The organism is Rhodococcus yananensis, assembly GCF_020515525.1.
Lineage (GTDB): Bacteria > Actinomycetota > Actinomycetes > Mycobacteriales > Mycobacteriaceae > Rhodococcus > Rhodococcus yananensis.
Genome location: NZ_JAIYEP010000004.1, coordinates 56,020 through 80,529, shown reverse-complemented (window position 1 = coordinate 80,529; position 24,510 = coordinate 56,020). Strand labels below are relative to the sequence as shown.

The following is a 24,510-nucleotide window of genomic DNA, read 5'->3' as shown; positions in this document are numbered from 1 at the left end:
GCGATCTTGCCGGGACCCCAGAATAAGGCGAATTCGTTCGTGTCGTGCGGTTTTCAGGCTCTGTCGAGCCAGGTCGCCTGCGTACCGTTCGCAAACTCCCGGCGTTGCGTGACCGTGAACCGTGTCGGGGCGAAGTTCCCGGTGAGCGCCGGGATCCCGTCGCCCGCGATCACCGGATAGCTCTTGAACACGAGTCGATCGATCTCGTCGAGGAGTTGTCCGGCGAGATCGCCCCCGCCGCACAGCCAGATGTCGAGTCCGTCCTGTTTCTTCAGGTCGCGGACGAGTTCGGTGGGGTCGGTGTCGACGATCTTCACGCGGGGGTGATCGACGGGCGCCAGGGTGCGCGAGAAGACGTATTGCATCATGTGGTCGTATGGGCTCACCACACCCTCGTCGTGGGCAGGAGCATAGGCGCCGCGACCCATCAGTACGGTGTCCCACTCGCGATTCGGTGTGTCCACGGGGATGCCGGCGTGGGGGCGAAGGTGGGTGGGGACGGATTCGGGGTACTGCTCGGTGAGCGATCCCGTGTCGTCACCGATCGGATAGAAGTCGAATTCTCCCCGGGGGCCTGCGATGTAGCCGTCGAGGGTCACGGCCGCGTAGTAGACGAGCTTGCGCACGGGTTACCGCCTGTTTCGTAGTACTATGTATGAAGTGGTTTGAACCGTAGAACTACAGATGGAGTGGTGTCAAGTGGTGCGCACGAATCCCGAACGCCGGAGGGCGTTGCTGGACGCATCGATCGAGGTCCTGGCCCGCGACGGGGCTCGCGGACTGACCTTCCGCGCGGTGGACGGGGAAGCCGCGGTGCCGGCCGGAACGGCGTCGAACTACTTCGCCAACCGCGACGACCTGCTGGTCCAGGTCGGGCACCGCTACTACGAACGATTGATCCCCGACGCCGAGGTGCTCGCACGGGGGCGAGCCCCGCAGACCCGCGATTCCATGATCGACGTCATGACCGAGGTCGTCGAGCGGGTCGCCCGGTTCCGCACCGGCTATCTCGCGATCCTCGAACTCCGACTCGAAGCCACCCGGCGGCCCGCATTGCAGTCCCTGCTCACCGACCGTGTCCGTACCGACCTGGACCTCAACATCGCCAACTACCGGGCGTCGGGACTACCCGACGGTGAGAACACCGTCGTACTACTGTATTTCGCGTTGAACTGGCTCATCCTGGACCGATTGACGCTGCCGGATCTGTTCGACGAGCAACGTACCGCCGAACTGGTACGTACCGCTGTGGAGCGCATGATCGTCGAGCCCGTGTGAGTGTGGTGAGTCCGTGCGGGTGCGGTGACGGCGGGACCGTACCGTGAGGCGAGGCGGTCGCCCGACCGCCCGGAACCCGAGGAGAGCGCCGTGTGGCCCGAACACTGGCCGGTGATCGCCCGGCAGATCACCACGAGTACGGAGTCTGCGCTCGCGGCGGCGAGCGACGGGGCTGCCGACGCGTTCCGTGCATCCGTCGACGACCTGGCCGCGTTGCCATACGAGCAGGTCGGTGCCGTGCACGCAGGTGTGGCCCGCGAACTGCTCGAGGAACTGCACCCCGACGGTCTCACCGGTGAGGACGTGCAGGCGGTCCTCGAACGCACCGTGCGTGCCGGGCTTGCCTGGTACCCGGAACTCGCTCCCGACGCGGTGGTCTCGGTGCTCACCGGCACCCTCGGAGTGTCCGATCCGGACGCCCCGCAGCCGACGATCGCACCCGTCGACCACCTCGCGGCGGCGGTGCTCGTGCTCGCCGATCTGCTCGCCGCGCGCCGCGTCGCTGCGCGCCCGTACCTGCGGCGGGCCGTCGGGGAGATCGAACGTGGCGAGACGATGGAGATGCCCTGACACACCGGTTCAGGGCAGGGCGTCGTTCTCGGCGTTGGCGGTGATGCGGCGCAGCAGGTCGGTGAGGACGTCGAGTTCGTGATCGTCGAGACCGTCCAGCAGTCGCCGTTCGCCCGCGATCCGGACGGGAACCTCGCGTTCGACGAGCTCGCGACCGGCGTCGGTCAGCGACAGGAGCACGACCCGGCCGTCGCGTTCGAGGCGCTCGCGCGCGACGAGACCCATCTTGACGAGGCGTTCGGTGTGTTTGGTGGTGGAGGCCCCCGAGATCCCGGTCACCGAGGTCACCTCGCTCGCGCGCAAGGGGCGGTCGCTGCGGGCCAGCGCGCTCAGGACCTCGAGTTCGGTGCGGCCGATGCCGCTCGGCTCGAGCTGGTGCTCCACGCGGGCGAGGGCGAGTGAGCTGATCCGGGTGATCCGTCCGATGAGATCGATCGGGCGGACGTCGAGGTCGGGGTACCGGGCCTCCCAGGCGAGGCGTACCCGTTCCACGTAGTCGGGCCCGGTGGGGTGCGTGGGCATGTGCGCATCCTACCGCGTCGTTCACAGGAGATTCATAGATAATTTATCAGTGAAGTATTACGATGGGTCAATGCTCCGAACCCGTCCCGACACCTCCGGCCGTCTCCGGCACTCCACGGGTGCCCTGGCCCACTCCCTGTCGTCCGCCGCGTGGCGCGACGCCGTGGAGGTGCGGCGGGCCGACCCCACGATCGCCGTGGCACTCCGCGTCGGGACCGCGGTCCTCGTCGTGCTCGTCGCCGGGGGGCTTCTCGGGTACACACAGGTCGCGGGCTTCGCGGCGCTCGGTGCGCTGTGCGCCGCGTTCGTGCGGTACGAGCCGTATCCGCGGCTCGTCGCCAAGCTGGTGCCGCTCGGCATCGGCATGGTCGGCTACACCGCGTTCGGTGCCGCGCTGGGCGTGCTCGGGCTGTCGGTGTGGATCCAGATATTCGTGCTCGCGCTCGCAGCCGGCGTGGCCTACTGGTTGCTCACGGCATTCCGGGTCACCGGACCGGGGCCGGTCGTCCTGATCTTCGCCGCGGCCGGAGCAGCCGGTTTCGCCGACACCGCAGCGGACATCAGGCTCGCCGCGGGGGCCGCCGCGATCGGATCCGTCGTCGGGGTGCTCGTCGCGCTCGTTCCCGCGCTCCACCACCCGCACGGACCCGCCCGGGTCGCCACGGCCCGGGCGCTCGCGTCGGTCGCCGCACTCGAGACCGACGGCGCGACCGGCGTTCCCGCCGCGCGCACCGAGATCGCCCGCGCCCGCGACGTCATCGCGCTCGGGCCGCGACGCCTCATGGACCGCCACACACGCGAACTGCTCGCGCTGCTCGCCGCTGCCGAGGAGGTCGTCGACAGCGGGGACCACGACACGATCGTCGCCCGGCGGGACGACTTCGTCCGATTCGAAACAGAACTGCGCCGGGTGCGCCGCGACATCGAGATCCCGAGTGTCGACGGATCCGGTGCCCCGGTCGTCGAGCGTCCCGACGGCTTCGTGCGGCAGGGTGTACGTGCCCTGCGGGACCGCGCGATTCTCGTCGGTGTCGGGCGCGTGGCCCTCGCATCGCTGTTGTCCGGGTGGTTCGCCGCGGCCGCCGGACTGCAGCACCCGCTGTGGGCGACGATGGGCGCGATGGCGGCACTGCAGGGCGCGAACTATCGGCACACCGTGGCGCGGGCCATCCAGCGGCTCGTCGGCAACGCCGTCGGCGCGTTGCTCGCCGCGGGACTGCTCGTCCTCGACCTGGACTACTGGCCGATGGTCGTCGCGATCGTGCTGTGCCAGACGATCACCGAAATGTACGTCACGCGCAACTATGCGATCGCGACGGTGTTCGTCACCTCGATGGCGCTGCTGCTGACCGCGATCGCGGAACCGCTCGGGCCCGGGATCGGGGTCAGCCGGGTCGGCGACACGCTCGTCGGCGTCGTCATCGGCGTGATCGTCGCGGCGCTGACCATCGACCGCCGCGACCGGCACCACCTCGAGGTGTGAGACACGTACGGTGCGGTGATCAGGAGTGTGCGGCCTCGAACCGGTCCAGGATGTGCGCGGGGATACGCCCGCGCGAACTGACCTCGTAACCCTGGCCGCGCGCCCAGTGCCGGATCGCGGCGAGTTGTTCGGGCGAGCGTCCGGGAATGATCTTGTGCGTGCGGGGTCTTCCGGTCCGCGCCGGCACCGGAGTCGGTGTCGTGGGAGGAATGGCGGGTGAGGCAGCGCGGTTCCGGCGCGACTCCTTCAGCCACGGCTCGAGCTGGGCCCAGAACCTGTCGGCGTTGGCCGGCCGCAGATCGAGTTCGTACTCCACGTCGTCGATCGCGATCCGGATCGACTGGGCCAACCCCTCCGCGATCGGCTCGCCGTCGATGTCGTCGAAGTACTCGACCTGCACCCGCTGCGCCACGTTGTCTCCTTGTCCCCGATCATGCCCACCGAACGCTAGTTCGTGTCGGGTAGTGCCTTCAAATTCCGGACATACCGTCCGACGCGGTCGATCAGGTCGTCGAAGAAGGCTTCCGGATCGGTGCGGGTGACGATCTCCGCGTTCGTCGGCCGCCCCCACATGCCGGTCCGGTCCGCGACCGTCGTTCCGCGGGTGAGCCGGCCGTCGATCTCGACGTCCACCGTCGCCGCGCGCGTGGTGAACGGTACGGTGCCGAGCGCGACCGCCGCGGCGAACGGGTCGTGCACGTGGGCGAGGTATCCGATGTTCTCGTCGCGGTGGAACTCCATGTAGAACCGCAGCGCGTCGGACAGGTGTCGCACGACCTCGTTCGAGGCCGACGAACGGTGTCCGCGGGGCTGATCATCCGAAAGGTCTTCCAGCGGTGAGCTTCCTGCCGATTCGGAGAGGCGTCGCAGGTGGTGCGGGTGCATCTCGATCGTCTCGGTGACGTCGAGCGGACACACGATCGGCCGTCGTTCGGGTGGCACCGCGGAGAAGGCGTCGAACACCTCTTTCGCGGCCTCCGGATCGACGGCGACGTTCCACTCCGAGGTGGGCGTGGTGTTGCCGGGATGATGGAAGCACCCGCCCATGACGACCAGTCGCCGCAGCCGATGCGGCAGCTCGGGATCCTTCCGGAGGGCCAGGGCCAGATTCGTCATCGGGCCGGTGACCAGGCCCGTCAGCTCCCCGGGGCGCTCGTGGGTCAGTTCGATCCACGCGTCGGCCGCACTGCGTGACGACGGTATCCGTGTCGACACGGGCAGCACGGCATGACCGACCCCGAGCGGGCCGTGGGTGTCCTCGGTGGTCATCAACGGTGCCACCAGCGGGACCGGCGACCCCACGGCGACCTCGACGTCGTTTCGGCCGCACACGTCAAGCCACGCAACCGTATTCGCGGCGACCCGGTCGACCGGTACGTTCCCGGCCGTGCACAGCACCGCCGCGATGTCGGCTTCCGGGCTCGCCGACAGGTACAGCAGCGCCAGGGCGTCGTCGATGCCGGTGTCGACGTCGACGATCAGCGACACCCGATCGGAAGAAATGTGTGAGCACACGCGTCCATCTTGCGATACCGGTCGATTCCGCGGGGACAGGGGGTCCCGGTGCGTGCGTCGATGCAGGTCGCTGGGAGAATCCCGACGATGAGCGAGACGCAATCGGGGTATTTCACGCAGGACGGCGACGTGTATCGACCCACCCGGTACGCGGTCAGCCCCTGGTCCGAGAGGATGCTGCACGGCCCGGCCGTGTGCGGACTCATGGCCCGCGAACTCGAACTGCGGCACGGATCCGACGACATGGTCCCCGCGCGGATCACCATCGACCTGTTCAGTGCGGTGCGTTTCGACGACGTGCGCTTCACCACCACCGTCGTGCGGGACGGCAACCGGATCCGCGTCGCGGACGCGCTGCTGATGCAGGACGATGTGGTCGCCGCGCGCGCCGCCGTCCAGTACCTGCGGCCTTCCGGCCAGCCGCCGGGCCGGGTGTGGACGCGGGACACGCATCCGCAGCCGCCCTCCGGTGCGGACGACGCCGGTGCGCGGCACCTCGTGTGGTTCGGCAGCGACGACCACCCCGACGGCTGGTCCACCCGTCGTTCCGAGCACCAGAATGCCGGGCGCAAGCGGCTGTGGGCACGCCAGTTGCCGGTGATCGTCGGGGAGGAGACGTCGCCGTTCGCGCGCACCGTCACGGTCGGGGAGGCCACGAGTCTCGTGACGAACTGGAGCGACGTCGGTGTCGGGTTCATCAACTCCGATCTCACCTTGACCCTGTCGCGGCTGCCCGTCGGCGACGAGGTCGGGGTGGAAGCGGAGCACCACATCAGTGCCGACGGCATCGCCGTGGGGACCTCGGTGCTGTTCGACCGGTCGGGCGCGTTCGGGACGGGAACGGTGACCGCGGTCGCCAACGCGAGGCGGCAGGTCGACTTCGGCGGACGCTGAGCGGCCCGTGGGTCCGCGATCTGCCGGCGGGTTCCCGCCGTCGACGATGGGGTCGACGAGTATGTGCGACAGTGACTCTCACGACTCGACCATCGGACGCGCAGGTTCGCGCCGGACGTGCCGGACAGGACCTGCGGGGTCGCGGGTGTGGCGGGAACCTCCGGCCCGGATAGTATCGGCGGTATGCGTGTCGAGCGGATCGTCGACCTGAGTCATCCGATCTCTCCACGCATCCAGGTGTATCCGGGCGATCCCGAGCCGGTGTTCACCCCGCACGCGACGGTCGCGGCGGACGGTTTCGCGTTGCTGCACGTCGCGATGGGATCGCAGACCGGCACCCACGTCGACGCACCCTGCCACGTCCTCGGCGACGGCGAGTCGGTGGACCGCCTCGATCCGGCGCTGTTCGTCGGGAGGGGTGTCGTGCTCGACGGGCGCGTCGGGGAACGCGAGCGCATCGTGCCCGACGTGTGGGAGTCGGTTGCGATCGGGCCGGGCGATGTCGCTCTCGTGCACACCGGATGGTCCCGATACTTCGGCACCGACCGGTATTTCGCGCACCCCGCGTTGAGCATCGAGGCGTGTGCATGGCTGCTGGAGCGGGGGGTGCGTGCCGTCGGGATCGACGCCCCGAGCATCGACCCCACCGGCGACACCGACCTCGCGGCGCACCGTGTGTTCGCCGGGTCGGGCGGGGTGATCTGCGAGAATCTGTGCAATCTCGACGCGATCGACTTCCCCGACCCGCTCGTGTCCTTCCTGCCCGTACCGTTGGCGGGTGCCGACGGCGCACCGGTGCGGGCGGTGGCACTGCAGGTGCGCGAATGAGCTTGTGGGTCAGGCGAGTTGCGTCACCACGATGCGGGTGATGCCGTAGAGTGCCGTGCCGGCGGTGACCACGAGGAAGACCGCGATCCACACCGCGGTGGGAATGCGTGTGAGCCACCGCAGTTGGTCGGCATCCGAACCCTGCCCGCGACCGCGCAGGTGGGTGCGGGCCAGTTCGAGAACGGGACGGGTCGCGCCGAGCAACAGCACCCACGTGATCAGATAGGCCGCGGCGTAGCGTACGACCGGGTCGCCGAGATATGCGGCGGCGCCGACGACCGCCCCGGCGAGCACGAGCGAGAAGAACCCGAACAGGTTGCGGATCAGCAAGATCAACAGTGCGAGGGCGAGGAGGAGCGACCAGAGCACCGCCGCGGGACGGTTCAGGGTGAGCAGGGTGGCCGCGGCGAAGCCCAGCACCGCAGGCCCCACGTACCCGGCGAACGCCGTCGCGATCATCCCGAACCCGCGCGGATTCCCCGACGACACCGTCACCCCCGACGTGTCGCTGTGCAAGCGGATCCCGGACAGTCGTCGACCCGCCAGCATGGCGACGAGTGCGTGCGAACCCTCGTGCGCCTGCGTGATCACGTGCCGCGTCATCAGCCACAACGGCCGGACCGTCACGAGCACGAGCGCGACGACCGCGGTGACGACGACCACCGTCGTCGACACCGGTTCGTCGATGCCGGAAACGGTCTGCCATGCGGAACGCACGGTGTCCGTGAACGAATCGAGGGTCGAGGACACAGGCTGCCTTTCGGACGTCGGGGACGGCGGCGAGCACCGATGTGCGCGCCGATACCCTGATGAGCATGCCCGACGCTCGCACCACACAGATCCGCGCGGGGGTCGCCGACTCGTGGGCCGTCGGCCTCGGTCTCGTTCCCCTCGGCCTCGCGTTCGGGGTCGTCCTCACCCAGGGCGGTTTCGACTGGTGGTGGGCGCCGATCTTCTCCACCGTCATCTACGCCGGGTCCATGGAGTTCCTCGCGGTGGGGCTCGTCACCGCCGTCACCCCATTCGCGTCCGTTGCCGTCGCCACCCTGCTCGTCAACTTCCGGCACGTGTTCTACGGATTGTCGTTCCCGCTGCACCTCGTCCGCGGCCGGTTCGCCCGTCTCTACAGCGTGTATGCGCTCACCGACGAGTCGTACGCGATCGTCGCACCGAAACCCCGCGACGGGCTCACCGGCACCCGCGTTCTCACCGTGCAGGTGGTGTGTCAACTCGTGTGGGTGCTGTCCGGGGTCGTCGGCGCCTTGGTCGGTACCGTTCTGCCCGCCGGACTCACCGGACTCGAGTTCGCGCTCACCGCCCTGTTCACCGTCCTCGCGATCGACGCGTTCCGCGCGAATCGGGATCTGCCCGCCCCGGCGATCGCGGTCGTCTGCGGGCTCGTCGCACTGGTGGTCGCGAAGGAACAGATGCTCGTCGTCGGACTCGGGCTGTTCGTGGTGTGCCTGCTCGTGCGGTACCTCTACCGGACCAAGGTGTCGCGTGCCTGAGACCGTGCCCGGCGCCGGATACGTCCTCGGCGCACTGTTCGTGATGTTCGTCGTCACCGTCGCGCTGCGCGCAGCCCCGTTCCTCGCGTTGTCGGTGCTCGAGGGTTCCGCGGTGGTCGACTTCCTCGGCCGTACCATGCCGGCCGGGGTGATGCTGATCCTCGTGATGTACACGCTGCGCGACGTCGACGGTTCGACGTGGCTGCCCGCGACGGTCGGCCTGGTCGGGACCGTCGCGGTGCACCTGTGGCGACGCAGCGCGGCGCTGAGCACCGTGGTGGGGACGGTGCTCTACCTGCTCGCGTCGCTGCTCTGGGGATGAGCGTCGACGGTCTCCCTCGCCGGCTCGCCGGCTCGTTCCGCGGGTGCGACCCCGGCGACCGCGCGACGGCTGCGTGCGGCGATCACCGCGGCGACGAACACGACGATCGCGACGATCGCCTGGGAATTGCCGAGGATCTCGAGGACGAGGCCCTCCACCCAGCCGCGGGACGACGTGTCGGTGAGCAGATCGTTGGGGCCGAACAGGAAGATCAGGGTCGCGGGCACCAGTACCGGCCACCACGAACGGTAGCGGGGTGCAACGAGAAGCGGTACCAGGAACAGTGAATACACCCAGTGGTGCGTCACGGCGATGGGGGCGGCCAGCAGCGATGCCAGGCCCACGACCGCGAGCGCGGGGACGGTCTCTCCGGCCCGCAGGAATCGGTGTGCGGCCCACGCGGTGGCGGCGACGATGAGCGCGGCCGCGGCGACCCACAGGGTCTTGCTGGTGTCCTCGGAGAAGCCGAACCGGGCGATCAGGCCCGTGACGGCCTGATTGCGGAAGAACTCCTGGTCGCCGGCGCGGTCGGTCGCGAAGAACTCGTACCGCCAGAAGAAGGCCGACGATTCCGGGCGCAACCAGAATCCGAACGCCACGGTGATCAGGAACGCGCCGAACGCACGGGCGATCGAGGGAACGTCCTTGCGGAGCAACAACAGTAGGCCGAACGCGGCGGGGGTGACCTTGATGGCCGCGGCCAGCGCGATACCGACACCGCGGAAGCGGGCGGGGACGACACCGAGGACGTCGGCGACCACCAGCGCCATGAGGACGATGTTGATCTGTCCGAACGCGAAATTGGACCGGAACGGTTCGAGCATCAACACCGGGCCGAGCGTTGCGGACGCCACCCACGCGGCGCGATCGACGTCGAGTCGGGTGTAGACGACCTTCAGGATCCACCACACCAGCGAGATCAGTCCCGCGGTCCACAGCACCTGCAGTGCGGTGCTGCCGACCAACGCCATGGGCGCGAACAGGAACGCCGCGAAAGGCGGATAGATGAACGCGAATCCGGAATGACTGAAGAAGTCGTTGTACAGCGGTGCGTGGTGCACGAACGCGTATCCGGCGTCGCGGAAGACGTCCAGGTCCATCAGGTACTCGGTGAACGCGTCGCGCACGTATCCGGCCACCGTCACGACCGAGAGGGCCAGTCCTACGGCGATGAGCGTCCACCACACCGGGCGGGCTCGGACGTCGGACAACTGCACGGGCAGAACCTCCGTAGCGGGTACGTTCGCGGGCCGTCGTCGGGGTCGGCCCGTCGTCACGTTACACAATCGTTGTACAGGGGTTGCTGTGTGCATTCTGGGAATTCACTCGGAGTCAGGCGGTTTGACCGTTTTGCGAGAATGGTTCTGTGCGGCCGGGATTCCCGTCCGATCTCGGGTTCTCTACCTCCGTCTACCGTGAACCCGACAGACGCTCAGATTTCCCGAGCGAGGTGTGCCCGCACGTGCGTACTCGCCACCTTCCGCACGAACTCGCACGTCGAGGGACCGTCGGCGTCACCGACGACGACGGTGAGGTCCACCGCATCCGCCAGTCGATACGGCCGCCCGTCCACCACGGACCCCAACGCGCGCCGCAGACGCGACACCTCCGCTCGCACCGTCACCGCATGCTCCGTGTCGCCGAACAGTGCCCGACCCAACTCCGCCACCGACATCCCGTCGCGTCCGTGCCGGTGCAGCAACAGCAGGATCTCGGCGTGCCGCACCGTCACGGCACTGCGCCACGAGCCGTCGCCGACCTCCACGAACGGCGCCGCAGACAGGTGCAGCGTCATCCTGATCGTCGACGCCGATGCCTGCGGGCGGATCAGCCACCCGTGTGTGAGCCGTTCGGGAATGCACAGTCCCAGCCCCGGCACCGCCTGCGCGCGTGCCGCTCGGGGCACACCGACGCGGGTCGTCGCCGCGACACCCGACGCGTGCGCGACCCAGCCGTCGTCGTCGACCAACAACACCGGGCCGGTCGTGGAGGCGAGTACCGGTGCCGCGTCGGCACGTAGTCGTTCGAGCCGCTGCTCGTGCCGTCGCCACAGCTGCGCCTCCGCCAGCCGCACCGCCGTGTCGACGAGCGCCCCGATCGCCGGATGCAACGTCAACGCGGGACCGCTGACGTCGACGATGCCCAGCAGATCACCGCCGATCGGATCATGGATCGGCGCGGCCGTGCAGTACCACGGGTGCTGCGTCTGCTCGAAATGCTCACCGGAGAACAGTTGCACCGGAGCGGCTTCCGTCAGTGCCGTGCCGATCGCATTGGTGCCGACGGTGGACTCCGTCCACTCCACACCCTCGACGAAACCCAGTGTGTCGGCGCGCGACCGCACACGTGCCGATCCGCTGCGCCACAGGATCACCCCGTCCGCGTCGGTGACGACCAGCAGCATCTGCGACGACTCGGCCACCGGCGAGACGACCTGCTCCAGGTCGCCGATCACCTCCGTCAGGCGCGATGCTCGGCGGCGCCGCTCGATCTCGTCGATCGGCAGGGGTGTGCGGACGTTGCCGCCGGTCGGGTCGAGACCCGAATGCAGTACCCGCGACCACGACCGTGCCACCAGGGCGCGCGGCTCGAGCACGGGCCGTCCGCCGCCGAGGACGGTGTCGTGCATCCGCATGAGGTCGCGGGCGTATCGGGGCAGGTCGATGCCCGGTGCGATCGCGCTGAACGTGCTCACGGTGCCTTCTCCGGTCGGGGGTGTGTCAGCAGCATAGGTTCACTGATGTGGTGCGCGCCACACAGCCGGTGGTCGCGGCGCAACGTGATGCAACGCTTGTCGGTCGCGTCGAACAGCTGTGTGCTGGATCACAGCGACGACCGGAAAGGATTCGCCATGACCGACATCCTCGAACACCCCACCGACCGCGCCGCCGACGCGCAACGCAGGATCGATCTGTGGCTGCACGACTTCGAGACGGCTCTCGCCGCCCGCGACGTCGAGGCCGCCGCCGGGATGTTCGCCACCGACAGCTTCTGGCGCGACCTCGTCGCCTTCACCTGGAACCTCGAGACCGTCGAGGGACGCGACGGTGTCGCCGGCATGCTCCGCGCACAACTCGACGCCGTCGACCCACGCGGATTCCGTGCCACCGAGCCGCCCACGGTGGACGACGGGGTGATCAGCGCGTGGATCGCGTTCGAGACCGCGACCGGTCGCGGCGAAGGTCACCTGCGCCTGAAGGACGAGGGCGCCTGGACGCTGCTCACCACATTGCAGGAACTGAAGGGGCACGAAGAGCCCAAGGGCGTGCTGCGGCCGCGCGGCACCCGGCACGGTGCCGACAAGCACCGCGTCACCTGGTCGGAGGAGCGGGCCGCCGAGGAACGCGAACTCGGATACACCCGGCAGCCGTACGTCGTCATCGTCGGCGGCGGCCAGGGCGGCATCGCGCTCGGCGCGCGGATGCGTCAGCTCGGAGTACCCGCGTTGGTGCTCGACAAGCACGACCGGCCCGGCGACCAGTGGCGGGGCCGATACAAGTCGCTGTGCCTGCACGACCCGGTCTGGTACGACCACCTGCCGTATCTGCCGTTCCCCGACAACTGGCCGGTGTTCGCCCCGAAGGACAAGATCGGCGACTGGCTCGAGATGTACACGCGGGTCATGGAGGTGCCGTACTGGTCGAAGACCACGTGCACGTCCGCGTCGTACGACGAGGCCGCCGGGGAATGGGCCGTCCACGTCGAACGCGACGGCGAACCCCTCGTGCTGCGTCCGAAGCAACTGGTGATCGCGACGGGCATGTCGGGCAAGGCCAACGTGCCGAACTTCCCCGGCGCGGATCGGTTCCGGGGAGAGCAACACCATTCCAGCGCTCATCCGGGCCCCGACGCGTACGCCGGGAAGAAAGCGGTGGTGATCGGCGCGAACAACTCCGCCCACGACATCTGTGGGGCACTGTGGGAGGTCGGCGCCGACGTCACGATGGTGCAGCGATCGTCGACACACATCGTCAAGTCCGACACACTGATGGACCTCGGGCTCGGCGACCTCTACTCCGAGCGCGCCCTGGCGAACGGAATGACCACGCACAAAGCCGATCTGACGTTCGCGTCGCTGCCGTACCGGATCATGCACGAGTTCCAGATCCCGATCTATCGGAAGATCCGCGAACGCGACGCCGACTTCTACGACCGGCTCGAGAAGGCGGGTTTCCGGCACGACTGGGGTGACGACGGCTCGGGCCTGTTCATGAAGTACCTGCGCCGCGCGTCCGGCTACTACATCGACGTCGGTGCGTCCGAGCTCGTCGCGAACGGCGACGTCGCGCTGGCCCACGGAAACGTGCGGGAGTTGACCGAGAACAGCGTGATCCTCGAAGACGGAACGGAACTCGACGCCGACCTCGTCGTGTACGCCACCGGGTACGGCTCCATGAACGGGTGGGTCGCAGACCTCATCGGGCAGGACGTCGCCGACAAGGTCGGCAAGTGCTGGGGGCTCGGATCGGACACCACGAAGGACCCCGGTCCGTGGGAGGGCGAACAGCGCAACATGTGGAAGCCCACCCGGCAGGAAGGACTGTGGTTCCACGGCGGCAACCTGCACCAGTCGCGGCACTACTCCCTGTATCTCGCGCTCCAACTGAAGGCGCGGTACGAGGGCATCCCCACCCCCGTCCACCGGTTGCAGGAGGTTCACCACCTGTCCTGAGGTGGTACCCCAGCCCCGTGTGCCCCCGTGTGCCCCGCCCCCGTGTGAGCGAATGTATCGTTCAGTCTATCGGATGAGACGAGTGATACATTCGCTCACAGGGGGTTTAGGCTCACAGGGGATTTGGGCTCACACGGGTCGGGGAGTCAGGCCGCGGTGATCTCGTTGGGGGTGCGGGGCAGCGTCGCCGTGGCGACCGCGCCCGAGTCGAGGTCGACGGCGTGCAGTTCGTTCGTGGCCGGCTCGGTGACGTACGCGACGTGGTCGCGGACCGTCACCGCCGGTCGCGGCGACTGCCACTCGTCGGGCTCGGTCCACGGCGCGACGACGTCGATGCGTTCGGTGATCTCGCCGCTCCCGGGGTCGACGACGTGCAGTGCACCGTCGGTGCCGAGGATCAGCGCTTCTCCGTGCGGACCGCGGGCCAGCGACCGGAAGGTGTAGCTGGTGCCCAGGTCCACGATCGTCAGCTGTGCGGTACGCGTGTCGATCAACGCGACACGCTCGGGACGTTCGGGATCCGCGTCGGGGTCGGTCTTGTAATCGCCGAGTACGACGGGGGATTCGTCGCTACCCGCCTGGTTTCCGATCCGTCCGTACGCGTCGGGGGCGGCGACCTTGGTGAAGGTGCCGTCGCGGAAGATCACGGCGCCGTCCTCGCACCCGAACACCACGGCGTCGTCCGCGGCGACCGTCTCGCCGTGAACACCGGGGCAGTCGTCCGTACGCGACTGTTCCTGTCGGGAGTCGTCGAGAAGGACGATGCTGCTGCGACCGTCGGCTGTGCCCTCGGTGACGAGGAGTGAGCCGTCGTCGAGTGGTACGGCGACGCCGTGGTGTGGATCGGGGGCGGTGTACGTGTCGGGGTCGGCCTCGAGGTCGGTGGAATCGATGAAGGTCACGTTTCCGGTGCCGTCGTCGAACAGCGCGGTGACGTCGCCGTGGTGCACGACGTGGCCGGGCTTCTCGGCGGAGACCGTGGGGTCGGTGAATGCGGGGTCACCGGCGTAGTGGTGGCTGTGGTCGCCGTGCGGTTCGGTCCAGCTGCCGGTGTCCAGCGTTCGGAAGGCGCCGGAGGTGGAGACGACGACGTGCCGGCCGTCGCCGGTGGGGGCGACACGGTTGAATCCGTCGAGGGGCAGGTCGGAGACGACGTCGAGTTCGGTGGCGTCGACGACGAGGACGCCGCCGTCGTAGGTGAGGGCGAGGCGGGGTTGCGCGGTGCTCACCTCGGCGGCGACCGGTGAGGTCGAGGAGGGGCCGTCGGTGCCTTCGTGAGTGTCGGAGGCGTCGGACGACGAGCATCCCGTGACGAGTGCGGCGGCGAGTGCGGCGGACAGCGTGATGCTGCCGACGGAGATCGGTTTCATGGGCATACAACTAGCAACTATTGAAAACGGATGTCAAAGTCGAGTATGCGTATGTGTGCATTCCGCCGTCTACGACACGCGCTAGAGATGCCCAGAATCCGCTGATCGGCTCGCTACCATCGGCCGATGGACCCGGTCCGCAACCCGTACGCCCCCGGCGCGGGGCAGCGCCCGCCCGAACTCGCCGGTCGCGAGAAGCAACTCGCCGCGTTCGACGTCGTGCTCGAACGCATCGCGCGGGAGAGACCCGAACGCAGCGTCGTCCTCACCGGTCTGCGCGGAGTCGGCAAGACCGTCCTGCTCAACCAGCTGCGGTCGGCCGCGATCGCGAAGAGTTGGGGGACAGGAAAGATCGAGGCCCGCCCCGACCAGGGTCTGCGCAGACCGCTGTCGTCCGCGTTGCACATGGCCGTGCGGGAGATCGCCGCCGGGCACCCCGACCCCGACTCCGTCGACTACTTCCTCGGGGTCCTCAAGTCGTTCGCCCTGCGCGCCACCGCGGACAAGGGGATGCGTGAACGCTGGCAGCCCGGCATCGACGCGCCGGCGGTCAAGGGGCGCGCCGACTCCGGCGACATCGAGATCGACCTCGTCGAACTGCTCGTCGACGCCGCCGGTCTCGCACGCGACGTCGGTGTCGGCATCGCCTTGTTCATCGACGAGATGCAGGATCTCGGCGCCGACGACGTCTCCGCGATCTGCGGTGCCTGCCACGAGCTGAGCCAGGACGCCGCGCCGCTCATCGTCGTCGGTGCCGGTCTACCGCATCTGCCCGCCGTGCTGTCGGCGTCGAAGTCCTACTCGGAGCGATTGTTCACCTACCACCGCATCGACCGGCTCGATCGCGACGCCGCGGATCGAGCCCTCATCGCACCCGCCGAACGCGAGGACGTCGACTTCACACAGGAGGCTCTCGACGCCCTGTACGAGACCGCCGACGGCTACCCGTATTTCGTGCAGGCGTACGGCAAGGCGACGTGGGACGTCGCGGCGGGCAGCCCCATCACCGCGGAGGACGTCCGGGTTGGGTCCCCCGCGGCCGAGGAGGAACTCGCCGTCGGATTCTTCGGCTCCCGCTACGAGCGGGCCACCCCCGCCGAACGCGAGTACATGCGGGCGATGGCCGACCTGTCCGGTGACGACGGCCCCGTGGCGACGTCGAAGATCGCCGTGGAGTTGGGCCGCAAACCCGCATCGTTGTCGCCGGCGCGGGACGGCCTGATCAAGAAGGGGCTGATCTACTCCGCGGAGCGCGGTTTCATCGGGTTCACGGTGCCGCACTTCGGGCGGTATCTGCGCGCCCAGAACGACTGAGGTGCACTCTCAGTCGTCGATCCACTCGACGGTGTCGTCCAACGGCGCGCGCTCGGTGCGGCAGGTGTTGGCCGCGTGCGCGTCGTCGGCGTAGCCGAAGGAGACGGCGCAGACGATGTCGCGATCGTCGTCGATGCCCAGTTCCCGGCGCAACGCGGAGGCGACCATCGGGACCGCGGCCTGCGGGACCGCGGCGATGCCGAGCGACTGCGCGGCGAGCAGGAGCGTGGAGACGTACCCGCCGCAGTCCACCGCACCGTACGTGCCGAGCGCCCTGTCGGTGGTGATGATCGCGACGTGCGGTGCCCCGAAGAACCGGTAGTTCTCGAGCATCTGCTCGGTGCGGCGTGCGTAGTCGTCGCGGGCGATCCCGAGTGCGTGGTACAGGGCGTGACCGGCGCCGCGACGGCGTTCCGCGTAGACCCCGCGGTACTCGGAGGGTCCGGGGATGTCGGGATCGAACTCGCCGGCCGACGCCTGGGCGTACGCGGCCTTGCGCAGTCGTTCCAGGGCCTGCCCGCCGACCAGGTGCACGCGCCAGGGTTGCGAGTTGCACCACGATGCGGTGCGCTGCCCCATCCGCAGCATGCGCTCGATGTCCGCACGGGGCACCCGGTCGGGGAGGAATCCGCGACAGCTGTAACGGGCGTCGAGGAGTTGCGACAGGGCGGCGGCACTGCTGGTCATGGCACCACTGTCGCACACCGCACGAGTTAGCGCTCGTTCAGGAGTGGCTGAACTCGTAGTTGCCCCGATCGAATCGGCGTGTGCGGAGCACGTAGCGCCACGAGTAGTCGGGCCACAGCGACCGGTTGACGCCCCGGTGATCGAGATACCAACTGCGGCACCCGCCGGAGGTCCACACCGTCCCCTCGGATCGCCGGACCATCTCGTCGGCGAATGCCTGCTCGGCCTCGGCGGTCACCTCGCACGACCGTGCGCCTGCCCGATCGACGGCGTCGAGCGCGGCTCCGACGTAGCGGATCTGCGCCTCGGTCATCGTCAACACCGAATTGTGGGCCAGCCCGGTGTTGGGGCCACCCAGAACGAATGCGTTGGGGAATCCGGCAACCGTGGTGCCCAGATGTGCCTGCGCGCCGTTCCGCGCCCAGACGTCGAGCAGTCGTGTTCCGTCCCTGCCCGTGACGGGCAGCGATGCCAATGCCCCCGACACGTGGAAGCCGGTGGCGTGGACGATGACGTCGACCGGGTGCTCGCGGCCGTCGGCGGTGACGATCGAGTCGGGTGTGAGGCCGGTCGCGGCCGCGGTCACGAGATCGACGTTCGACCGTCCGAGTGCGGGATAGTATGTGTCGGAGAACAGTATTCGCTTGCATCCGGTCGTGTGGTGGGGGGTCAGCGCCGCTCGCAACCGTGGATCGGGCACCTGGTCGTGCAGGTGACGCAGTGCGCGCGTCTCGAGTCGGCGCGACGACCCGGTGAGTGCGGGGACGAACGATTCGCCGCGCCAGTACTCGGCGACACGGGAGAGTTTGCGCGGCAACCTGATCGGTTTGCGTCGGGGAAGGATCCACGGTGCCGTGCGTTGCACGACGGTGACGTGCCGCGCGACGGACGCGAGGTGGGGGACGACCTGCACGGCGCTCGCGCCCGTGCCGACGACGGCCACGCGCCGCCCTGTGACGTCGAGCGAGTCGTCCCAGCGTGCGGTGTGCACGACCGTGCCGTCGAAGGTGCCGTCGAGGCGGGGAGTCCGAGGGATGTTCAGTGCGCCCGTCGCGAGGACGAGGAAGCGGGCCTCGTGGCGGGTGCCGTCGTCGGTGGTCACGTGCCAGCGCCCGGTCGCCTCGTCCCATCGGCAGTCGGTGGCCGCCGCGCCGCACACGATGTGCTCGCGGAGTCCGTGCCGGTCGGCGAGGGCGCCCAGGTGGTCGAGGATCTCCGGCTGCGTGCCCCGTGACCGCGGGTGCTGCGGGGCGAACGAGTACGAGTACAGCGCCGGCGGGATGTCGCACGCGCATCCCGGGTAGACGTTGTCGCGCCACGTCCCGCCGATCGTGTCGGCTCGTTCGAGCACTCGGACGTCGCGCCCGCGACCGCGCAGGTAGGCGGCCGCGCCCAGACCGGCGAAGCCGGCACCGATGACGAGAACTTCGGAAGCGATCACTTGAACAGTGTGCAAGTTGTGCGTCTACCTGGCAAATAGTGCTGTATTCGACATTCTAGGAAAAGTCCGAGAGCAGCGGATATTTTCCTGATCCACGGAGGAAACGTCGAGCACTACATCGACGAGACCCCCGTGCATCCCGCCGACGAACCGCTCAGACGATGTCCTGCTCGTGCCCGGCCGCGTACTTCCGCAACCCCCGGTACGCCTCCGCGGGCGTGCGCCGACCCGCGACGACGGCCTCGACCTCCGCGGCGATCGGCATCTCCACGTCGAATTCGCGGGCGAGTTCCATGACGGTCGGCGCGGTCTTGACGCCCTCGGCAACCTGACCGAGTTCGACGAGGATCTCGTCGAGGGTGAGACCGCGCGCCAGCGCCTCCCCGACCCGCCGGTTGCGTGACGACGGGCTGGTGCACGTGGCGATCAGGTCACCGATGCCGGTCAGGCCCGCGAAGGTGCGCGGATCGGCACCCATCGCCTCGCCGAGCCGGGTCATCTCGGCGAGGCCCCGCGTGAGCACCATCGCCCGGGTGTTGTCGCCGACACCGAGGCCCTCGGCCATCCCGGCGGCGATCGCGACGATGTTCTTGAGGACACCGCCCAGTTCGCACCCCAGCACGTCGGTGTTGCGGTACACGCGGAACACCTTCGACGCGAACAACGGTTGCAGCGCGGTCGCGACGGCGTCGTCCTGGATCGCGACGACCGACGCCGCTGCTTTGCCGTCCGCGATCTCGCCGGCGATGTTGGGTCCCGACAGCAGACCGACGGGATGCCCGGGCAGGCATTCCGCGATCACCTGGGTGGGACGCAGCCGGGTTCCGGGTTCGAGTCCTTTCGCGAGCGACAGGATCGGCACCCAGGCACGCAACAGGTCGGCGATCTGTTCGAGCGTCGACCGGACCGCGTGCGACGGCACCCCGACGACCAGCACGTCGGCCTGCTGAGCGGCTTCCTCGATGTCCGCGGTGGCACGCAGCCCGTCGGGGAGTTCACGGTCGCCGAGATACCGGCTGTTGCGCCGGTGCTCGTTGATCTCCGCGACGGTGGCGGGATCGCGGGCCCACACCAGCGTCGGGGTGTTGTGTGCCGCGAGCGACGCGACGGTGGTGCCCCACGAGCCGGAGCCGAGTACGACGACCTGGACCGGACGCGCCATCCGAATTCTCCTGTCCCCGCCGAACGATGTGGATGCCTGTGGCGACCAGTGTGTCGGGCCGTGCCCGGTCACGCAGGGAATTCGTCGGAGTTCGTGTGCCGAACGTCAGTTCGCGAGCATCTCCGACACCGTCACGAACCGGTAGCCGTCGGCCCGCAGCGCGGCGACGATCCCCGGAATCGCGGCGAGCGACGCGGCCCGCGACGGATACATGACGTGCAACAGGATGATCGACCCCGGGCGGGTCTGCTCCACGGCCGTCCGCACGATCGTGTCGACGTCGGTGTCGGCCGACACCGAGTCCGGCTCCACGTCCCAGGTGACGGTCGTGCGGTCGTGCTGATCGAGATACCGGGGCAGCGTGATCAGCTTCTTGCCGTAGGGCGGACGGAACGTGATCTCTCCGTCGTATCCCGCGGCGCGGATCTCCGCGTCGGTGCGTTCGATCTCGTCGGCGACGGTGCCCGGTCCGACGAACACCATCCGGCGGTGCGACGCGGTGTGGTTGCCGAGTTCGTGTCCGGCGTCGACGATCGCGCGCCCCAGATCCGGGTGCTCGGCCATCTCGTCGCCGGTCACGTAGAACGTCGCCGGAACACCCGCCTCGTCGAGCGTGCGGAGCACCTCGCCGGTGGTGGTGCTCGGACCGTCGTCGAGGGTCAACGCCACCACCTTCTCGTCGGTGTCGACGCGATTCACGAGCGTCCCGAACAACTGGACGGTGCGGGAATTCATCAGCTCGAAGCCACCGAACGCGACGACCGTCAGCGTGATCACCACGACCACGGTGGAGACGAGGACGGTTCGGAGACGTGAACGCATGGATGCATCCTGCCAGGCACCGTCGAGTTCCCCGCGATCGGTGGGCCGACGCTCACTGCTCCTGCCGGAACCGGGCCGCGAGCTCGCTGCGTGACCGGATCCCGAACTTCGCGTACACGCGGGTCAGGTGGTACTGGACGGTCTTGACCGAGAGGAAGAGCTCGCTCGCCACCTCCTTGTTGGTGTTCCCGCCCGCGACGAGCGTTGCGACGGCACGTTCCTGCGGGGTCAGAGCCGACACGTCCGCCGACTCGCGGCCGGTCGTCGAGGCGCCACCCTTGAGCCCGCCGGCCTTCAGTTCGCGGTCGCACCGGGCGGTGATCGAGGTCGCTCCGAGGGTCGAGTACAGCTCGCGAGCCGTGCGGATGACACTGTCGGCGTCCCGTCGGCGCCCGGCGCGACGCAGCGTCTGCCCGTAGGCGAAGTTGACGCGGGCACGCGCGTACGGCAGCGGTAGCGGTGTGAGCTCGGCCAGTGCGGACTCGAACGACTCCTGCGCCGCGTCGATGTCGCCGCGGGCTCCGTGGATCCGTCCCCGCACGTAGCCCAGGCGTGCCTTCGCGGAGCGGTGCCCGCGGGCCACGGCGCGCTCCTCGTGCGGAGTCAGGAAGGCATCGGCTTCGTCGACCCGGCCGGTCATCACCAGCGCATTCCCGTACAGGTCGGTCCACGGCCAGAAGCCCGGCTCGTCGAGGGCGGCCCGGTGCTGCAGTGTCCGCAGCGGCTCGAGATACCGCAGCACGCTGTCGTAGTCGGCCGCGACCTCGGCGCACTGCGCGGCCGAGATGCAGGACGGGACGAGCATCAGCGCGTAGTCGTTGACGCCGGCCCGGCCGCGGAGGATGTGTTCCCGGGACGCGGCCCAGTCGCCGCGCAGCGCGTGGATCTGTGCCCCCGTCCAGTGCACCAGTGGTCGCAGCAGATCCAGCCCGGTCGAATCAAGTTGTGCTGCAGCTCGATCCACTGTCCGCAGCGCGTCGTCCCACGCGCCGAGGACGAACTGGGTGCGCGCCAGCCACGCCTGCGCCCACAACGAGATCCTCAGTGACCCGCCGCGGAACGAGGTGGGCTCGGCGATCTCGAGTTCGGTACGGGCCCGGTCGGGTTCGTCGAGCACGAGCGCCAACCATCCCTCGGCCATGCGGATGCGTTGACTCTGCGCACCCAGGCGGGTGTGCTCGGGGAGCGTCGCGTATGCCTCGCGCGCCTCCTCGATGCGCCCTGTCATGCCGAGCCCCAGTCCGCGGATCGCTGCCGCCTCGACGGCCGCGGGCGTGTTCTCGGGGACCAGTGATGCGGCACGGTCCGCCCAGTCGACCAGGTCGTCACCGCGAAGTCGCGCCAGGGAGTGCAGCACCATGCGCTGGCAGATCATCGCGGCGAGTCCGGGATCCGACGGAGGGTCGCCCCCGAGTTCCCACGCCGCGGTCAGCAGATGGTGGGCTTCGGCTGCGCGGCCACGCTGGATCGCGAGGTAGGCGAGCACGGTGTTGCGCATCGGTCCGCCCGGGACGCTCTCGATCTCGGGGACGAACGTCTGGGCCTGAGGAAGATCGGCCGCACCGATGAGTGCGTCGACACCGCGGATCAGGCGTTGCGTGCGCAGATCACGGTCCGGCGTGATGCGACCCGCGGTGATGAGCGCCTCCGCCGCGCGTCGCCATTCGCCGTCGGACGCGCGTTCTCGTGCGTAGTCGTCGAGACGGTCGGCGAGGGCACCGTCGGAGGTGGGGGTGGCCGACACCAGATGGAACAGTGAGCGGCCCTCGTCGTCGACGAGTTCCGCTGCGCGGGCGTGCAGGTCGTGCCGTGCGGCCGGGCCGATGCCGTCGGTGACCGTGGCCCGCGTCATGGGGTCGGCGAACGAGACGGTGGTGACACCGCGCTCTTCCGACACCGTGAGCAGACCCGTCGAAAATGCCTCGTCGAGAAGAGGAATCGGGTCGTCGGTGGGGGTGAGGGCGGCGACGACGGTGAGGTGCGCGCCGTCGCCGAGAATCGCGGCGGCCCGCACCAGATCGCGGGTCGCCGGTGCGCAGGACGCGAGCGTGCGCTGCACTGTCGACGCAACCTGCTGCGGCGCGGGGAACCGCTCCCGCCATCGATGCCACTGGGCGTGCGGGATCTCGTCGAGCAACTGCTGCACCGCCCCGGGATTCCCGAGGGTGTGGTCGTGGAGTCGGTGTGCCGTCCACGGCGACAGGTCGATGCCGGTGTGTACCAGAACGAGACGCGCGACGGATTCGGGGGTGAGCGGCCCGACATGCACAGTCGTGCCGCGGTGCACCGCCAGCACCCGGGCGACATCGTCGTCGACGGAGGCGGGCAGGACGTCCGGGACGATCCACAGCATGAGCACGGGCCGGTCGTGGGCACGCCGGATCATCGACGAGAGCGTCTGCAGCGAGTCGACGTCGGACAGGTGCGCATGATCGACGACGACCAGCGTCGGCTCCCGCACGGTCTCGAGATATGCGTGCGCGGTGTCGATGGCATCGCCGGAACCCGTGACCGCGCCGGTCAACTGTTCGAGCACACCCCACGGGTGGTGACGTTCCCATTCCGCCCCGGACGCGGTGTGTACCCGCATCGTCGGATGGCGTTCGATGAAATCGTCCACCAGGGACGTTCTTCCGGAACCCGGAGGCCCCTCGACGAGGGCGAGCACGGGGGTTCCGGCCCGCACCTCGTCGAGGAGCCCGTCGAGTCGGTATCGCTCGCGTTCGCGTCCGACCAGCCCAGCGTTCTCGGTCACACGTCCACGGTAGTCGCGGGTGCGGGCCGGGGAACGTCGATCGCGGTGACCGTGGTCTTCGGCGCCCGGACGAACGACGTCACCACACCACCGGCAAGGGCGATGCCCGCGAAGATGTAGAAGTTGACGTTGTTGGCGAATCCGGCACCGATGAGGACCCCGCCGATGATCGGGCCGACGATCCCGCCGAGCCGCCCGAACCCGGCGCACCACGCCACACCCGCTGCGCGGGCCGGAGTGTCGTAGTAGTTCGACACGAACCCGTACACGAGGACCTGCGTGCCGATGGTGCCGACACCGGCGATCGCCACGGCGGTGAGCAGGACCGGCAACGGGAACCCGAACGTCAGGAGCACCAGCGCGACCGCGGCGAGGAAGAAGGTGGTGACGATGACCGACTGCGGTCCGCGTCCGTCGGCGATGCGCGACGCGATCAGACCACCGACGATGGCGCCGCCGTTGAGCACCAGCAGGAACGCGAGCGACCCGTCGGCGTCGTAGCCCGCATCCGCCATGATCTTCGGCAGCCAGGTGTTGAGGCCGTACGTCAGGAGCAACCCGGCGAAGCTCATCATGCCGAGCAGCGCGGTGCCCGTCGTGTACCGACGGCTGGCGAGAGCCGCGAATCCGACCTTCTCCGTCGGTGCCGGCGGTGTCGTGTCGGGCACGGGGAATCCGTACCTGCTGCACACGCCGCGTGCCTCGTCCACCCGGCCGCGGGAGATCAGCCAGGCAGGGGATTCCGGCAGCTTCACCAGGGCCAGGGGCAGCAGGATCACCAGCGGCAACGCACCGATGAGGAACAGGCCGCGCCATCCGATCACGTCGCGCAACGCGATGGCGAGCAGCGACGCGAGCACACCGCCGGCGGGGACACCGCTGTAGACGATCGCATTGAACAGATTCCGGCGTCCGGCGGGCGCGAACTCGGCGACGACGGCGCCGGCGGTGGCGACGAGACCACCCACACCGATTCCGGTGAAGAACCGGAGGGCACCGAACATCGGGATGCTCGTGGCGAAGGCCGCGGCACCCATCCCGACGGAGAACCAGACGATGTTGACGAGCATCATGCGGCGTCGGCCGAGTCGGTCGCCGAGCGCACCGGTGACGAGCGCGCCGACGAGCACACCGACCAGCGCGTACGAACCGAGTGCGCCGGCCTGCTGCGCGGACAGTTCACCGATCTGGGCGGGGTCGGCCATGAGGGTGGGCAGGACGGTGCCGTACACGACGAGGTCGTAGCCGTCGAAGATGATGGCGAGGGTTGCGAGCGACACGATCCACAGGACGCTGCGCTTGTGCTGCGGACTGGTCCAGCCCTGTGTGCTCTGTGTGGTCCGGTTCATCGATGACTCCGAGTGTGT

Annotated in this window: 23 protein-coding genes; 9 read left to right on the top strand and 14 right to left on the bottom strand. The window is 68.9% G+C overall.

Going from position 1 to position 24,510, the window contains the following annotated elements; genetic code table 11:
- Positions 1-53: 53 nt before the first annotated feature.
- Complete coding sequence (locus LDQ05_RS01675) at positions 54-626, bottom strand: dihydrofolate reductase family protein (protein ID WP_226435160.1); 573 nt, start codon at positions 624-626, stop codon at positions 54-56.
- Between the two features lie 73 nt (positions 627-699).
- Here LDQ05_RS01675 and LDQ05_RS01670 point away from each other — a divergent pair, with 73 nt between their 5' ends.
- Together LDQ05_RS01670 and LDQ05_RS01665 are read left to right on the top strand one after the other, a co-directional pair.
- Positions 700-1,278 (top strand): TetR/AcrR family transcriptional regulator, encoded by a 579-nt coding sequence (locus LDQ05_RS01670; protein WP_226435159.1) that lies wholly within the window; start codon positions 700-702, stop codon positions 1,276-1,278.
- Between the two features lie 90 nt (positions 1,279-1,368).
- Positions 1,369-1,848: a hypothetical protein gene (locus LDQ05_RS01665; protein ID WP_226435158.1), complete on the top strand. Its 480-nt coding sequence runs from the start codon at positions 1,369-1,371 to the stop codon at positions 1,846-1,848.
- 9 nt (positions 1,849-1,857) lie between these two features.
- Here LDQ05_RS01665 and LDQ05_RS01660 read toward each other — a convergent pair whose 3' ends face one another.
- A complete protein-coding gene (locus LDQ05_RS01660; protein ID WP_226435157.1) occupies positions 1,858-2,370 on the bottom strand; it encodes a MarR family winged helix-turn-helix transcriptional regulator in 513 nt (170 codons plus the stop codon).
- Positions 2,371-2,440: 70 nt separating this feature from the next.
- Here LDQ05_RS01660 and LDQ05_RS01655 point away from each other — a divergent pair, with 70 nt between their 5' ends.
- A complete protein-coding gene (locus LDQ05_RS01655; protein WP_226435156.1) occupies positions 2,441-3,853 on the top strand; it encodes an FUSC family protein in 1,413 nt (470 codons plus the stop codon).
- A gap of 19 nt (positions 3,854-3,872) precedes the next feature.
- On the opposite strand, the gene LDQ05_RS01650 is transcribed toward LDQ05_RS01655, so the two are convergent.
- On the bottom strand, positions 3,873-4,265 hold the full coding sequence (locus LDQ05_RS01650) for a histone-like nucleoid-structuring protein Lsr2 (RefSeq protein WP_226435155.1): 393 nt from the start codon (positions 4,263-4,265) through the stop codon (positions 3,873-3,875).
- Positions 4,266-4,300: 35 nt separating this feature from the next.
- Entirely contained in the window at positions 4,301-5,356 is a 1,056-nt protein-coding gene (locus LDQ05_RS01645; RefSeq protein WP_372461008.1) for a nucleoside hydrolase, read from the bottom strand.
- A 99-nt stretch (positions 5,357-5,455) separates the two neighbouring features.
- Between LDQ05_RS01645 and LDQ05_RS01640 the strand changes: the two genes are divergently transcribed.
- Both LDQ05_RS01640 and LDQ05_RS01635 read left to right on the top strand, forming a co-directional pair.
- Positions 5,456-6,262, top strand: coding sequence for an acyl-CoA thioesterase domain-containing protein (locus LDQ05_RS01640; protein WP_226435153.1), 807 nt, complete (start codon positions 5,456-5,458; stop codon positions 6,260-6,262).
- A gap of 183 nt (positions 6,263-6,445) precedes the next feature.
- Positions 6,446-7,090 carry a cyclase family protein gene (locus tag LDQ05_RS01635; protein ID WP_226435152.1) on the top strand — a complete coding sequence of 215 codons (645 nt, stop codon included), beginning with the start codon at positions 6,446-6,448 and terminating at the stop codon, positions 7,088-7,090.
- A gap of 9 nt (positions 7,091-7,099) precedes the next feature.
- Here LDQ05_RS01635 and LDQ05_RS01630 read toward each other — a convergent pair whose 3' ends face one another.
- On the bottom strand, positions 7,100-7,840 hold the full coding sequence (locus LDQ05_RS01630) for a M50 family metallopeptidase (protein ID WP_226435151.1): 741 nt from the start codon (positions 7,838-7,840) through the stop codon (positions 7,100-7,102).
- 59 nt (positions 7,841-7,899) lie between these two features.
- On the opposite strand from LDQ05_RS01630, the gene LDQ05_RS01625 reads away from it, so the two are divergent.
- Positions 7,900-8,598 carry an AzlC family ABC transporter permease gene (locus LDQ05_RS01625; protein WP_226435150.1) on the top strand — a complete coding sequence of 233 codons (699 nt, stop codon included), beginning with the start codon at positions 7,900-7,902 and terminating at the stop codon, positions 8,596-8,598.
- Positions 8,591-8,920 (top strand): branched-chain amino acid transporter permease, encoded by a 330-nt coding sequence (locus LDQ05_RS01620; RefSeq protein WP_226435149.1) that lies wholly within the window; start codon positions 8,591-8,593, stop codon positions 8,918-8,920. Before LDQ05_RS01625 ends, LDQ05_RS01620 begins: the two co-directional genes overlap by 8 nt.
- Here the strand turns inward: LDQ05_RS01620 and LDQ05_RS01615 are convergent.
- Together LDQ05_RS01615 and LDQ05_RS01610 are read right to left on the bottom strand one after the other, a co-directional pair.
- Positions 8,890-10,137 (bottom strand): glycosyltransferase 87 family protein, encoded by a 1,248-nt coding sequence (locus tag LDQ05_RS01615; protein ID WP_226435148.1) that lies wholly within the window; start codon positions 10,135-10,137, stop codon positions 8,890-8,892. The two genes, LDQ05_RS01620 and LDQ05_RS01615, sit on opposite strands and share 31 nt — an antisense overlap.
- A 215-nt stretch (positions 10,138-10,352) precedes the next feature.
- Positions 10,353-11,615: a sigma-54-dependent transcriptional regulator family protein gene (locus tag LDQ05_RS01610; protein WP_226435147.1), complete on the bottom strand. Its 1,263-nt coding sequence runs from the start codon at positions 11,613-11,615 to the stop codon at positions 10,353-10,355.
- A gap of 156 nt (positions 11,616-11,771) precedes the next feature.
- Here LDQ05_RS01610 and LDQ05_RS01605 point away from each other — a divergent pair, with 156 nt between their 5' ends.
- Positions 11,772-13,592, top strand: a complete 1,821-nt coding sequence (locus LDQ05_RS01605; RefSeq protein WP_226435146.1) for an NAD(P)/FAD-dependent oxidoreductase — start codon at positions 11,772-11,774, stop codon at positions 13,590-13,592.
- 146 nt (positions 13,593-13,738) lie between these two features.
- On the opposite strand, the gene aztD is transcribed toward LDQ05_RS01605, so the two are convergent.
- A complete protein-coding gene (aztD, locus tag LDQ05_RS01600; protein ID WP_226435145.1) occupies positions 13,739-14,962 on the bottom strand; it encodes a zinc metallochaperone AztD in 1,224 nt (407 codons plus the stop codon).
- A 126-nt stretch (positions 14,963-15,088) separates the two neighbouring features.
- Between aztD and LDQ05_RS01595 the strand changes: the two genes are divergently transcribed.
- Positions 15,089-16,276 carry a DUF8462 domain-containing protein gene (locus tag LDQ05_RS01595; RefSeq protein WP_226435144.1) on the top strand — a complete coding sequence of 396 codons (1,188 nt, stop codon included), beginning with the start codon at positions 15,089-15,091 and terminating at the stop codon, positions 16,274-16,276.
- A gap of 9 nt (positions 16,277-16,285) precedes the next feature.
- On the opposite strand, the gene LDQ05_RS01590 is transcribed toward LDQ05_RS01595, so the two are convergent.
- The 6 genes from LDQ05_RS01590 to LDQ05_RS01565 form a co-directional block, all read right to left on the bottom strand.
- The gene (locus LDQ05_RS01590) at positions 16,286-16,963 is read right to left on the bottom strand and encodes a nitroreductase (RefSeq protein ID WP_226435143.1); all 678 of its coding nucleotides are present in this window, start codon (positions 16,961-16,963) and stop codon (positions 16,286-16,288) included.
- A 37-nt stretch (positions 16,964-17,000) separates the two neighbouring features.
- Positions 17,001-18,404, bottom strand: a complete 1,404-nt coding sequence (locus LDQ05_RS01585; RefSeq protein ID WP_226435142.1) for a flavin-containing monooxygenase — start codon at positions 18,402-18,404, stop codon at positions 17,001-17,003.
- Positions 18,405-18,558: 154 nt separating this feature from the next.
- A complete protein-coding gene (locus LDQ05_RS01580) occupies positions 18,559-19,566 on the bottom strand; it encodes an NAD(P)H-dependent glycerol-3-phosphate dehydrogenase (protein WP_226435141.1) in 1,008 nt (335 codons plus the stop codon).
- A 105-nt stretch (positions 19,567-19,671) separates the two neighbouring features.
- Positions 19,672-20,388 carry a polysaccharide deacetylase family protein gene (locus tag LDQ05_RS01575; protein ID WP_226435140.1) on the bottom strand — a complete coding sequence of 239 codons (717 nt, stop codon included), beginning with the start codon at positions 20,386-20,388 and terminating at the stop codon, positions 19,672-19,674.
- A 52-nt stretch (positions 20,389-20,440) separates the two neighbouring features.
- On the bottom strand, positions 20,441-23,143 hold the full coding sequence (locus LDQ05_RS01570; RefSeq protein WP_226435139.1) for a helix-turn-helix transcriptional regulator: 2,703 nt from the start codon (positions 23,141-23,143) through the stop codon (positions 20,441-20,443).
- Positions 23,140-24,492, bottom strand: coding sequence for an MFS transporter (locus tag LDQ05_RS01565; RefSeq protein ID WP_226435138.1), 1,353 nt, complete (start codon positions 24,490-24,492; stop codon positions 23,140-23,142). Before LDQ05_RS01565 ends, LDQ05_RS01570 begins: the two co-directional genes overlap by 4 nt.
- Between the last annotated feature and the right edge of the window lie 18 nt (positions 24,493-24,510).